Source organism: Arsukibacterium sp. (genome assembly GCF_033721375.1).
Lineage (GTDB): Bacteria > Pseudomonadota > Gammaproteobacteria > Enterobacterales > Alteromonadaceae > Alishewanella.
This window is the reverse complement of the sequence record NZ_JAWWAP010000001.1, coordinates 101540-114105: the sequence shown is the minus strand read 5'-3', so window position 1 is coordinate 114105 and position 12566 is coordinate 101540. Positions and strand designations below refer to the sequence as shown.

The 12566-nt window shown below is 47.9% G+C and carries 10 protein-coding genes; 3 read left to right on the top strand and 7 right to left on the bottom strand.

The annotated features are described in order from the left end of the window. Window positions 1-69: 69 nt before the first annotated feature. The 3 genes from R3187_RS00490 to fusA form a co-directional block, all read right to left on the bottom strand. Window positions 70-1038 carry an alpha-E domain-containing protein gene (locus R3187_RS00490; RefSeq protein WP_318964739.1) on the bottom strand — a complete coding sequence of 323 codons (969 nt, stop codon included), beginning with the start codon at window positions 1036-1038 and terminating at the stop codon, window positions 70-72. A 3-nt stretch (window positions 1039-1041) separates the two neighbouring features. After that, window positions 1042-2499, bottom strand: a complete 1458-nt coding sequence (locus tag R3187_RS00485; protein ID WP_318964738.1) for a circularly permuted type 2 ATP-grasp protein — start codon at window positions 2497-2499, stop codon at window positions 1042-1044. 170 nt (window positions 2500-2669) lie between these two features. After that, the gene (fusA, locus tag R3187_RS00480; protein ID WP_413229008.1) at window positions 2670-4775 is read right to left on the bottom strand and encodes an elongation factor G; all 2106 of its coding nucleotides are present in this window, start codon (window positions 4773-4775) and stop codon (window positions 2670-2672) included. A 178-nt stretch (window positions 4776-4953) separates the two neighbouring features. On the opposite strand from fusA, the gene R3187_RS00475 reads away from it, so the two are divergent. After that, entirely contained in the window at window positions 4954-5664 is a 711-nt protein-coding gene (locus tag R3187_RS00475) for an SIMPL domain-containing protein (RefSeq protein ID WP_318964736.1), read from the top strand. Between the two features lie 69 nt (window positions 5665-5733). Here the strand turns inward: R3187_RS00475 and R3187_RS00470 are convergent, their stop codons facing one another. Together R3187_RS00470 and R3187_RS00465 are read right to left on the bottom strand one after the other, a co-directional pair. Then, the gene (locus R3187_RS00470; protein ID WP_318964735.1) at window positions 5734-6465 is read right to left on the bottom strand and encodes a glutaredoxin; all 732 of its coding nucleotides are present in this window, start codon (window positions 6463-6465) and stop codon (window positions 5734-5736) included. A gap of 120 nt (window positions 6466-6585) precedes the next feature. Then, window positions 6586-8856, bottom strand: a complete 2271-nt coding sequence (locus R3187_RS00465) for a CHRD domain-containing protein (protein ID WP_318964734.1) — start codon at window positions 8854-8856, stop codon at window positions 6586-6588. 261 nt (window positions 8857-9117) lie between these two features. On the opposite strand from R3187_RS00465, the gene R3187_RS00460 reads away from it, so the two are divergent. Continuing rightward, the gene (locus R3187_RS00460) at window positions 9118-9465 is read left to right on the top strand and encodes a nuclear transport factor 2 family protein (protein WP_318964733.1); all 348 of its coding nucleotides are present in this window, start codon (window positions 9118-9120) and stop codon (window positions 9463-9465) included. 61 nt (window positions 9466-9526) lie between these two features. On the opposite strand, the gene R3187_RS00455 is transcribed toward R3187_RS00460, so the two are convergent. Then, a complete protein-coding gene (locus R3187_RS00455) occupies window positions 9527-9988 on the bottom strand; it encodes an MgtC/SapB family protein (RefSeq protein WP_318964732.1) in 462 nt (153 codons plus the stop codon). Window positions 9989-10129: 141 nt separating this feature from the next. Here R3187_RS00455 and R3187_RS00450 point away from each other — a divergent pair, with 141 nt between their 5' ends. Further along, window positions 10130-10567, top strand: a complete 438-nt coding sequence (locus tag R3187_RS00450) for a hypothetical protein (protein WP_318964731.1) — start codon at window positions 10130-10132, stop codon at window positions 10565-10567. 92 nt (window positions 10568-10659) lie between these two features. On the opposite strand, the gene R3187_RS00445 is transcribed toward R3187_RS00450, so the two are convergent. Next, window positions 10660-12519, bottom strand: a complete 1860-nt coding sequence (locus tag R3187_RS00445; RefSeq protein WP_318964730.1) for a serine hydrolase domain-containing protein — start codon at window positions 12517-12519, stop codon at window positions 10660-10662. Window positions 12520-12566 lie beyond the last annotated feature (47 nt).

Sequence of the window (12566 nt, the reverse complement as noted above, 5' to 3'; positions counted from 1 at the left end):
TAAGCTTAAAACTGATAGCACCGCCAGCAATAAACGTAAAGTTAAGCTGGCACAAGCGGATGCGACATCTCAGGCTGAAAGCTGCTGACTTTGCTGGCTGCTTTTAGCTTCGACAATTACCTGATGTAAATTAATAATGCCAGTCTGAATTTTATCAATCAACACATGCAATTGGGCGGTTGATAAATCACTTAGTGGCTGCTCTTTCAGCAATGCCTGTAACGCATGAACCTGCTGTAAAATACTACTACTGTGCGGCAGAGTCCGGCCTGAGGCTGCTACCCGGTTTAAACAATACGCTATAGACCGTGGAAAATCTGCATAGGTTAGCAGGTAATCAATGGTATCGACATCACCGCTTTGTTCCGCAAGATAATAATGATACGACTCAATGCCACCTAAGGCATTTAAAATAGAGGTCCAGCGAAATTTTGGCCGTTTGATCTGGGTTGGCTGCAGTTGCTGTAATACCAGCACATCCATAATCCGGGTAGTCATATCTGCCCGCTCCAGCAAACGGCCACTGTTAAACAAGTCAAACGCATCACCACGCAACATAACACCATCCAAAACGCCGACGACCATCTGGCAGCGCCGGCTGACTTCTGTCATCAGGTTGTAACGATGCTGACGCCCCTGCAGTTGCTGACAGTGCTGTTTTAAAAATAAGTCCAGTTTATTCAGCTCTTCCCACATATCTCGTGGAATAAGCTGGCGAATAGTACGGGCGTTAAACTTCAGTTGGCTGCAGGTATAGCGAATAGACACCGTGCTGTCTTTGTTGCTGATTAAATGTGACATCACCGCATTTTCAATACTGGCTTGCTCCGGTTGAGCGTCAGCAGGTAATGAGTAACTATCCAATGCTTTACTGCTGTTTATGCCCATTACGTCCAGTAATACCGGCCAGCTGAATTTAGTGTCTTTATGGCTGTCAATCAGCAAATGGCTGGTGGCGTTAACCAGACGGGCCGTATTATCTAACCGCTCAAGATACCGGCCAAGCCAGAATATATGTTCAACTGATTTTAATAGCATGGGTTATACCTCGTCATTAATGATCCAGGTGTCTTTACTGCCGCCGCCCTGAGATGAATTGACTACCAGCGAGCCTTTGGTAAGCGCAACCCGGCTCAAACCACCGGTGGTACAGTAAAGTTCTTCACCCTGTAATATAAAGGGCCGCAAATCCAGATGGCGTGGCTCTAACACGTCACCGCACAAGGTTGGCGCGGTTGACAGGTTTAACGTAGGTTGCGCTATAAAATTCCGTGGATTAGCTTCAATTGCCGCTGCCATCTGCTGTTGCTCGGCCAGGGTGGAGCGGGGGCCGATTAAGATGCCGTAGCCACCAGACTCGTTAGCCGGTTTAACCACCAGTTTGTCCAGATTTGCCAGCACATAACTTTTTTGCTTGGGATCAAGACACAAAAAGGTTTCGACATTATCAATAAGGGGTTGTTCTGCCAGATAGTAGTTGATGATGGCCGGCACATAAGCATATACCACCTTATCATCTGCAACACCGGAGCCCGGCGCGTTGGCAATGGCCACGTTGCCTTTGGCCCATGCCTTGATCAGGCCCGGAATTCCGAGTACCGAGTCAGGTCTGAATACCTGGGGGTCAATAAACACATCGTCTACCCGCCGGTAGATAACATCTACTCTTCTTTTTCCGCGCAAGGTTTTTAACCACACTACGTCATCTTCAACATACATGTCGTGGTTTTCTGCTAATGCAATTCCCATCTGCTGGGCCAGAAAGGTATGCTCAAAGTAAGCAGAGTTATAAATGCCGGGCGTTAGCAGCACGATACAGGGCACTTCGCAATCGCGTGGTGAAAGTGAAGCCAGCATTTTCCATAACTGATGCGGATAGTCATCAACCGGGAAAATGGTCGAGTCGGCAAACAGCTCCGGAAATACCCGTTTCATTACGGTACGGTTTTCCAGCATATAAGAAACGCCGGAAGGCACTCGTAAATTATCTTCTAATACCAGAAACTTACCACTACCATCACGCACCAGATCGGTGCCGCAAATATTCGCCCATGTCTTAAAACGGGGCGAAACACCCTGGCAAGGTGTTAAAAAATTTCTGGACTGCAATACCAGTTCGCTGGGAACAACGCCATCTTTCAGAATTTTCTGGTCGTTGTATAAGTCGTCGATAAAAAGATTCAGGGCATGCAAACGTTGTTTCAGGCCATCGCTGGTTAGCTGCCACTCACTGCTGGGAATAGTGCGGGGCATCACGTCCAGCGGCCAGGCGCGGTCGATATTGTCGCCATCGGCATACAAGGTAAAACAGACCCCCATGTCACTAATGGTCTGATTTATCAACGATTGTCTTCTGATTAATTCGCTGGGGCCATGTTTATCGATAAAGCGGGCAATCGCTACTGCGGGGCGACGAATACTGCCGTTGCCGCTAACGAGTTCGTCGAAACAGTCGGCCGTTAGCGGATAGCCCCCCTGGGTAAAACTGGTTGAGCTCATCTGCAACTCCTTTTCTGGCGCAGTGGTAATACTGCACCTCAGTTATCAGGTTAGGCTATTAACTGTAGCAAGGCTTATGCCATAGGGCCAATTGCAGGCTGTTTGTGTTACGCCAAATAAAAAGCCCCGCCAGTTTGCACTGGCGGGGCTTTAAACGGCAGCTTAGCTAATTAGTTTTTAGCTGCAGCGGCTTTCTTTTCTTTTTCTTTGGCAATTACCGCATCCGCGACGTTAGTCGGGCACGGTGAGTAGTGTGAGAACTCCATAGAGAACTGACCACGGCCTGAAGTCATGGTACGCAGGCTACTGATGTAACCGAACATCTCTGACAATGGCACGTCTGCTTTAATCCGCACACCAGTAACGCCAGCTTCCTGACCAGAGATCATGCCACGACGACGGTTTAAGTCACCGATAACATCACCAACGTGATCTTCCGGAGTGAACACGTCAACTTTCATGATAGGCTCAAGCAGCTGCGCGCCGGCCTTTGGAATTGACTGACGGAACGCGCCTTTTGCCGCGATTTCAAACGCGATGGCTGATGAGTCAACGGCGTGGAAACCACCGTCAAATACTTCAACTTCAACGTCTAATACCGGGAAGCCAGCCAGGGTACCGGTTGACATCATTGAGGCAAAGCCTTTCTCGATAGCAGGCATAAACTCTTTTGGTACGCTACCACCCACTACCGTTGATTTGAAGGTAAAGCCAGAGTTCTGCTCGCCCGGACGAATACGGTAATCAATTTTACCGAACTGACCTGAACCACCAGATTGTTTCTTGTGAGTGTAGCTGTCTTCAACTTCACGGGTAATGGTTTCACGGTAAGCAACCTGAGGTTGACCTACCACTAATTCAACGCCGTAAGTACGCTTCAGAATATCTACTTTGATATCCAGGTGTAATTCACCCATACCTTTAAGGATGGTTTCACCTGAATCAACATCAGTTTCAACCCGGAACGTTGGATCTTCAGCAACCATCTTACCGATGGCGATACCCATTTTCTCAACTGAACCTTTATCTTTTGGTGTTACAGAGATAGAGATTACCGGCTCTGGGAATACCATTGGCTCAAGTGTACAAGGGTGCTTAGGATCACACAGGGTATGACCTGTCTGGGTGTTATTTTTCATACCAACCAGGGCGATGATGTCACCGGCTTGTGCGGTAGTCAGATCGATCCGGTCGTTAGCGTACATTTCAACCATCCGGCCGATACGCTCAGTTTTGCCAGTGAATGAGTTAAGGATAGTGTCACCCTTGTTCAGCACACCAGAGTAAATACGGATAAAGGTCAGGGCGCCAAAACGGTCATCCATGATTTTAAACGCTAAAGCACGGAATGGCTCATCAGCAGAAACGATAGCGTGCTGGCCGTTCTCGTTACCTTCTTCGTCAGTCAGTGGCTGTGGAATAACTTCAGTTGGGCTTGGCAGATAATCAACAACCGCATCCAGTAACAACTGCATACCTTTGTTTTTAAAGGCAGAACCACAATATGTAGGGAAGAACGCCAGGTCACGACAACCTTTACGGATACAACGCTGAATGTCTTCGATAGACGGCTCTTCGCCATCCATATAAGCCATTAATAAGTCATCATCCTGCTCTAAAGCAGTTTCGATTAACTGAGTACGATACATTTCGACGTCATCAGCCATATCAGCTGGTACGTCAGTGACTTCGTAGTTTTCTGGCTGGCCGGTCTCATCCCAGATGTAAGCTTTCTGGGTTAACAGGTCTACCACACCTTTAAAGGTGTCTTCACGACCGATAGGTAAGGTCATGATCAGCGGATTAGCGCCCAGTACTTTTTTAACCTGCTCGGTAACACGGATAAAGTCAGCACCAATCCGGTCCAGCTTGTTAACGAATATCAGACGTGATACTTCAGCGTCGTTGGCATAACGCCAGTTGGTTTCTGACTGAGGTTCAACACCGCCAGAACCACAGAATACGCCGATACCGCCGTCCAGTACTTTCAGTGAACGATATACTTCTACAGTAAAGTCAACGTGTCCCGGGGTATCGATAACGTTGAAACGGTAACCTTTCCAGAAACAGCTTACTGCTGCTGACTGGATAGTAATTCCGCGCTCTGCTTCCTGTTCCATAAAGTCGGTAGTTGATTCACCTTCGTGAACTTCACCTAACTTATGGATTTTACCGGTCAGTTTCAGGATACGCTCGGTAGTAGTGGTTTTGCCGGCATCAACGTGGGCGAAGATACCAATGTTTCTGTATAAGGATAAATCTGCTGACATAGTAATCTCAATAAGCTAGGGTTTGAAAATAGTGCGACAATATACAGGATTTTAAAAAGATTTGCAGGGAAAAAATGTTGTGGGTCGCTATTTTTTTATCCATGCTGTCAACGCTGCCTGACAAGCTATTTCTAAGGTCAGTAGCGCAAGCAGCAGTCTGGTTAATATCACTGAAGGGAATTGCATGAAAACACTTATCAGCATTTTATTACTCGTTAGCGTTTTTACCGTGGCAGCTGACAATAGCTTGCCGGCAAACCGCCATGTAACAGTGCAGGGCAGTGCAGAACTTACTGCTACGCCAGATATTGCATTGATTTCTTTTGACGTATCGAGCATGCAGCCTACTGCGTTAAAAGCCAAAGCTGAAGTTGACAGCCGGGTAAATCAGTTTTTAGATGGCGTTAAAGATTTCGCTGTAAAAACTGACGGCATAACAGCATCTAATCTGCTTACTGAACCGCACTACCTATATACCGACGGTAATGATCGACAGTTAGCCGGATATACCGCCAGACGGTCACTAAAGGTTGAGCTGACAAATATCGATCAGCTAAATGAGCTGATTAACTTCGCTTTAAAAGTACAGCTTAATGAAGTGACCAATATCCAGTTGCAGGCATCAAACAGTGAGGAGATGCAAAAGCAAGCCACTGCTATGGCGGTGAAGAATGCGACTGCCAAAGCTCAGGCGTTGGCGAGTGCTTTTGACGCCAGGCTTGGCCGTATTTACAGTATAAACTCCAACACCCAACGCCAACAGGGTGGATATGAGCGGATTGAAGTGACCGGCTCCAGGCTGGGTGCCGCCGATGTCGCGCCGGGCCGTTACTTACAAGCCACTGTAAAGTTTAGTAGTACAGTGGATGCGGTATTTGATTTAAAAGTCGACTAATGTTGCTCTGAAGCAATGGCAGTCAGCTCTGGAAACCGCGGGCTTTCTGCCATTGATTTGGGTTAGTGGTCACCACAGCAACATAATTAGCCCACCGGCAATCATAAACAGGTTCTCAGACAGCGATACAAAGCCAAGCGGCACCTGGCTGTCACCGCCAACACAGGCGCACTTCAGTTCTCGCTTATCGATATATACTGCCTTTGTCACAGATATGGCACCAACAGTTCCTATAAACAGCGAAAATGGCGCGACTGCCAGTGCCGGCAGCTGAGCAACCATGCCAATACCCGCGTACGCCTCGACAAAAGGGTAGATGTAGCCGTACCGCAGCCATTTCATCGCCAGCAAATCATAGGTAATAAACGAGGTGGTAAAGCTGTACAGATCTTTCAGCTTTTGTAAGGCCAGCATCGTCATGGAAAAGGCAATAAACAGCATTAAAGTGCGGATTGAAGCGTAATCACCGGATACAAAATACTGGAAGGCGATAGTCAGTAAGGCCGCGACAGCAAATATCGCAATAACCGGAGTATAGGTGGTACCGGTTTGACCGGCTTCGCCCTTGCCAAAATAGTCACGTAAATCGTCATATCCGCCGATGCGTTTATCGCCAATAAAAGTCTGGGGAGTGGTTTTTACCCCATGCTTTTGTTTGAACTGGTCAGTTTCTTCCCTGGTTCTGAGTTTGTGGTCTTCAACCTTAAAACCTTCTCTTTGCAGCAGATCTTTTGAACGTAAACCATAAGGACAAATATGTTGATCGGTTACCATCCGGTAAAGTGTGGCTGTTTTACTCATTCTGGTCTCCTTTAAGCATTCTCCTGTAAGCTGCGACATGCCATTGTATAAACATAAAAATTATAGACGCTAAAAAAGTATAGCGGCACCATTTGGTGCCGCTATTTAGTGGTATGACTGTTATTCTATTTGTCCTCTGATTTCACCGCCGGGAAATTCCGGGGTATGGACATTAACATAATGACCGCCTGCGGCCAGCACTTCAAAAATGCTTTGAGTTAACGCGGCTTCAGTCGGGGCCATCCAACGGTTGACGTTGTCAGAGTCTTGTTCAAGACCAAGCAATATCGGACCGTTTTCACCGGCCACACCGGTATGAATATGCGCCATAGTGGCATCTTCCACTCCTGAGGTCAGCACCTGTAACTCCAGGCTATAGTCACTTAATGCGACCATGGCGTAGCCGTCTCCTGTAGCGGTGGTCGCGACAGCCGGTACTTCCTGTGCCCCGGATAACGGGAAGGTAATCAGAGCAAACTCATCACTGGAGATAATCTGCCCACGTAGCTCACCACCTGGGTTCGCCGGGGTATGCACATTAACATAATGACCACCTGAGGCCAGCACTGTTAAAATATCAGCGTTGATCATGGCATCCGCAGGTGTAGACCACTTGCCGGCATCATCTGCAGATTGTTCCAGCGCCACCAGAACGTCACCATTTACACCGATACGACCAGTATGAATATGGGCCATGGTGGCATCATCCACACCTTCAGTCAGCGCGGTTACTTCAATAGCAAAATTGGCAGTATTAACCAGTGCATAGCCATTGCCCATTGCTGCAGTGGTTACTGCCGGTACTTCCTGATCACCAGTCAGGGCGAAGGTTGCCAGTACAAAGTTGTCGGTAACAATCTGGCCGCGCAACTCACCACCAGGGTTCGCCGGTGTATGCACATTAACATAATGGCCGCCCGAGGCTAATACAGCGAAGATATCAGCATCAATCATCGTATCTGCTGGGGTTACCCACTTGCCGGGTTCGTCCGTTACCTGCTCCAGACCGACTAATACATCGCCATTGTTGCCCACTCTGCCAGTATGGATATGCGCCATGGTGGCATCATCAACACCCTCGGTAAGTGCCACTAATTCCACGGCATAATCGTCAGTATTAACCAGCGCATAACCATCGCCTGATGCCATCGTGGTAACAGCAGGTACTTCCTGCGCACCACTTAAACCAAAGGTCGCCAGTACAAAGTTATCGGTTAAAATCTGGCCGCGTAACTCACCGCCAGGATTATCCGGAGTATGCACATTGACATAATGTCCACCTGAAGCCAGTACTTCAAAAGTCGCTTGATCAATCTGGGTATCTTCCGGGGTCATCCAGGTACCCAGATCATCTGCAGATTGCACCAGACCTACTAACACATCACCGTTGTTACCAATACGGCCGGTATGAATATGCGCCATGGTGGCAAAATCGACGCCGCTGGTTACCGCTACTACCTCGACCATGTAGTCGTCAGTATTAACCAGGGCATAGCCGTCGCCCGAAGCCTGAGTATCAACCATAGGTACTTCCTGATTACCCGATAACGGGAATGTCGCCAGCACAAAATTATCGGTAATAATCTGCCCTCTGAGCTCACCTTCCGGGTTAGCAGGGGTGTGGACATTAACATAGTGACCGCCGCCGGCCAGCACGTTAAAGGTCGCTTCATCAATCATGGTATCTGCAGGTATAACCCAAACTCCATCTTCCTCTGCGGCCTCCAGACCAACTAATACATCACCATTGGTGCCAACCCGGCCGGTATGAATATGGGCCATGGTTGCATCATCAACGCCTGTGGTGCGAACGGTCAGGGTAAGGTCATAATCGGTTTGATCTACTGCCGCGTAGGCATAACCGCTGGCAGCGGTTTCGACAGCCGGCACTTCCTGCTGGCCGGATAGCGGGAAGGTGACAATCACTGTGTCATCGTTAACAATCTGGCCGCGTATCTCACCGTCAGGATATTCAGTAGTATGCACATTGACGTACCACTCACCATTTTGTAAATCAGCCATCAGGGCATCAGTAATATCGGTTTCGGCAATGGTATAAATACCATTGGTGCCTGCACTGAATGCAAAAGCAACTTCACCATTAAATCCTAAATCACCATCATGAATATGAGCAGCTTCGACATTTTCAACATCAGACAAATCGAGGCTGGCCCTAATTTGCTTTAAATCAGTGTCCAGTTCGACAGTGGCCGATGCCATTTGCATCGAATCGACATTCGGCACCTGTTGCTTGCCAGATAAACTGATTTCAAAGGTTTGATCAGCGCTAAACACCGGTGGTGGCTCGACTATTACCTCGTCATCGTCAGAACCATCAAAACAACCAGTAAGGACAAAGAGTGGCAAAACCAGATAAAATATCTTTTTCATAACAAAACTCCTGTAGCTAGGTAGAAAATGCACGGTAAAAGACACAAAAATTTAACTGCACAGGGAGCTACGAGCGAAAACAAGCATTGGACGTAAAATCTCCAACTTTCAGGCTTATTTTTGATTATTAAAATGACTTCAGACATTAAACTGTTAGCATCAGCAAGTAACACGCCTGCTTACGACTAAAACGCAGTAGACCGCGGGCTGAGGTTTTCACTTCAGATAACGCCAGCAACACCACAGTAAGGGTAGTACACCATGTCAGATCCACAACCAGAGATACCAGTACAGCGCCAACTTGAGGCTTACAATGCCAAAGATTTAGCGGCTTTTATCGCCTGTTATCACAACAACATTGCTATTTACCGTATGCCCGCAACCACTCCTTCATTGGTTGGTCGTGACGCCCTTGCCGCGTTTTACCAGAGCGAGCGCTTTACTATCGCCACACTGCGCGCTGAGGTACTAAACAGAATGGTGGCGGGGAGTAAGGTAATCGACCATGAAAGAGTGCATGGGTTGGCAGACCATCCCTCTGAGGTAGTGGTGGTGTACGAAGTACAGGACGGCCTGATACTAAACGCCTGGTTTTATCCGGCGTCATAAGTGAGCACTAGTGCTCACTGGCAGATGCGATAGCCTGAGCACGGCTTAATGACACTTGTAATTATTTATCTTCAGATAGATTTACCATTGTTTTAGCTGACGTTAACATTCGTAAAGTCACAAAGGTCAGCACGCTTAACACCAGCGCAATTTCAAGCCTTCCGGCGGCCACGGACAGCCCCATAGCGCCGGTTAGCCACAGGCTGGCAGCAGTAGCGGTGCCTCGGACATAACTTTCACCTTTTACGACATTTTTCAGGATAGCGCCGCCACCGATAAAGCCAATACCGGTAATAATACCTTCCATTACCCGCGATACTGCTTCGGCTGAGTCGAAAATTTCCTGACCAACCAGCATATAACCACAGGCTGCCACAGCAACCAGCGGAAAGGTGCGAAGGCCGGCTGAGCGCTCGTGCTTCTCCCGATCCCAACCGATGGGTACTGCCAGAATAAAAGCAATCAGCATGTCACGGATATGTAATGCGGCAATAGTCCAGTCAATCTCCGGGATTAAGTTCATAGGTTATGGCTACCTGACTGATTTATCGTCAATTAAACATAGCATAGTGTCTGGCTGCCAATAGTAAAGTGTGGGTAGCCGTACTCCATTAACTCAAAAGCAGCGGTTAAACATTCAGTGTTTAAGGTTGTGCTATTTTTAATGAACTTATCACCGCTGTGTTGCGAGAACTACGTTATGGAAGAAAAAAGCGCCATTGTGGCTGAAATAGAACGTGAAATAACTTCCCGCTATCGTTATTCCAAATTTGATTTTGTGCTGAATCATTTATTGTTATTTATGGTGGTTATAGCCAGTAGTTACCCGGCATTTGCCCAGATATTTGGCGATGGTCAGACAAAATTATCGGCAGGGATAGCGGCTATTCCTGCTTTTATATTGCTATTTCAGCGTACTTTTAAGTGGGAGCAGCGCGGTGAATGGCACTGGGACTACCGACGCCGGTTAATTGCGATACTGCGGGAGGTTCGTGACCAGGGCCTGGCCGATAGTGAAGCCAGCAAAAAGCTGAATTTACTGGAAGAAGAGCTGGCCGGCAGCTTCCCCGGGGTAAATTATCCGGCCAGTAAAGAAAAGTAGTGGTTGGTTTTGCGAGCAGGTGCCTATTGCTAAAAAAACAGGCAGCCGAAGCTGCCTGTGTCAGTTTGATGTTTGTGCGGCTTACACTGCTGTTATGCCCATAAACGAACGCCGATTAAACCATTAAACAGCAGAAAAATGGCTATCAGGCTGTTCAGCGCTATCAGCATTGATGAGTGCCAGTATGTTAATGGATGAACCTGATGCCGTGGTGTTTGCCACCATATGACCATACTCCAAAGTCCACTGATAAAGAACAGAAGGCTGCATACCAGCAAGCCGACCGACAGCCAGCTGACTTGGCCTGCTAATTCAGTTAAAGCCGGGCTGGCTTTGGCATACAACACTAAACTAACTGATAGCAGTAAAGGCACAATGGTCATTAGCGGCCAGCTGCGCAAACGTATGCTGGCAAGTACTGCAGTTTTGCCGAGCAATTTGCGTGGCAGCCAAATTAAAGCAAAGAGGAAAGCGCTTATTGTCAGTAGTAGCCAAACCACCACAATAGAGAGCGGCGCATAGGCAGTAAATGCCGAAATACGTTTGAAAGTCTGCGGACCATAATGAATCACTGCGCCTGCTATCGGGTCTTCGGCTGGCACCAGTATTGTTTTGCCGGTCTGCCACTGGGTAAAGTAATTATCACCGCCAGCTCCGAGCGGGCGCAGTTTAGCGCCAACTATCGGGCCGATAGTAGCAGATTGCTCAGTTACTTTAAGTTGCCACGGACTTAGCACAGAGAATGGAGCAATAAGGCTGGCACCCGGATTTATGCTACGATAAAAACCTGACAGAGCCTGCTGTTTTTCAGAAAAGTGATGTTGCTCGCTGACATGTTGCGTTGCGCCAGGCCGGGTAATTAAATTAGCCAAAAACTGATGGATTTGCGGCACTGCCGGCCCTTCTCCATTCACGGCAATAACGTAGCCTTTCTGTAAGTCCGGTTGGTAGATCACGAGCGCAGAGCCACCCCGGACACTGCCTTCGTGGCCAAACAATAGCTTACCATTGGCATGAAACAGATTTATGCCCTGAGCGTAGGTCAGCTCAATACCAGCATCAGCAGAGAGCGAGCCAGCTGGCGTTTGCAGCAGCTGAAACGATGAAGCTGATAAAAGCTGGCGTGATGGCTCTTTTCCCTGATCTAATAAGAATCCGACTAAGGCAATCATATCGGCCATATCGCTGTTTAAACCACCAGCCGGGCGATTATTCAGATGCTCATAAGCTAACGGCGTGTTTCCCAGATACAGGGTAGCAGCGTGCTGGCGATAGTGGTCGGTATAAAAATAATCGGTGTTAGTCATTCCTAGCGGCGTAAAAAAGTGGCTTTTAACAAAAGATTCAAAACTGACACCACTGAGTTTTTCGACAATATAAGCCGCAACCAGTGGCCCGGTGTTGTTGTAGGCGAAACGTGAGCCGGGTGGCCAGCGGGATTGCCGGCTATCAGGGTGAATATCCAGTGCCTGCTTAATAGTAACCGGAGAGGCAGAGGTCGGTACATTTTCGGCAAAACGCATGGCGTCCCAACCAGTAGTGTGATTTAACAGATGGTGCACCGTTAGCGGAAAATCTGCTTCATATGGGTTATCGAAGTGAACTTCGGGTATCAGTTGCTGCAACGGGGTATTTAATGTCAGCTGGTGTTGTTCTATAAGCTTCATTACTGACATCGCAACCAGAATTTTGGATACCGAGCCAAAACGAAACTGGGTGCGTTCGGTAATGGGTGTTCTCTGCTCGATATCGGCAAAGCCGGAGGTAATGAACGTTGGTTCTTTACCGCCTTCAATAATACTGACGGCAATACCTTGCACGCCGCTTTTCTGTCTGACGGAATCTAGCAGCTGTTTGAATGTTGCTGAAGCCTCTGCCGGAGCGTTAGCGTGGCTGTGGCCACTGGCGGCGATTATAAATACCCCCAACCACAAGATAATAATTTTTATCATTTTTTTTCTTCCAATTAGTGACGGTCGTTGTCAATATGAAATGGAAG

Coding starts and splice junctions, on each gene's coding strand:
- R3187_RS00490 (WP_318964739.1), bottom strand. CDS start 1,038: ATGCTATTAAAATCAGTTGAACATATATTCTGGCTTGGCCGGTATCTT.
- R3187_RS00485 (WP_318964738.1), bottom strand. CDS start 2,499: ATGAGCTCAACCAGTTTTACCCAGGGGGGCTATCCGCTAACGGCCGAC.
- R3187_RS00475 (WP_318964736.1), top strand. CDS start 4,954: ATGAAAACACTTATCAGCATTTTATTACTCGTTAGCGTTTTTACCGTG.
- R3187_RS00470 (WP_318964735.1), bottom strand. CDS start 6,465: ATGAGTAAAACAGCCACACTTTACCGGATGGTAACCGATCAACATATT.
- R3187_RS00465 (WP_318964734.1), bottom strand. CDS start 8,856: ATGAAAAAGATATTTTATCTGGTTTTGCCACTCTTTGTCCTTACTGGT.
- R3187_RS00460 (WP_318964733.1), top strand. CDS start 9,118: ATGTCAGATCCACAACCAGAGATACCAGTACAGCGCCAACTTGAGGCT.
- R3187_RS00455 (WP_318964732.1), bottom strand. CDS start 9,988: ATGAACTTAATCCCGGAGATTGACTGGACTATTGCCGCATTACATATC.
- R3187_RS00450 (WP_318964731.1), top strand. CDS start 10,130: ATGAACTTATCACCGCTGTGTTGCGAGAACTACGTTATGGAAGAAAAA.
- R3187_RS00445 (WP_318964730.1), bottom strand. CDS start 12,519: ATGATAAAAATTATTATCTTGTGGTTGGGGGTATTTATAATCGCCGCC.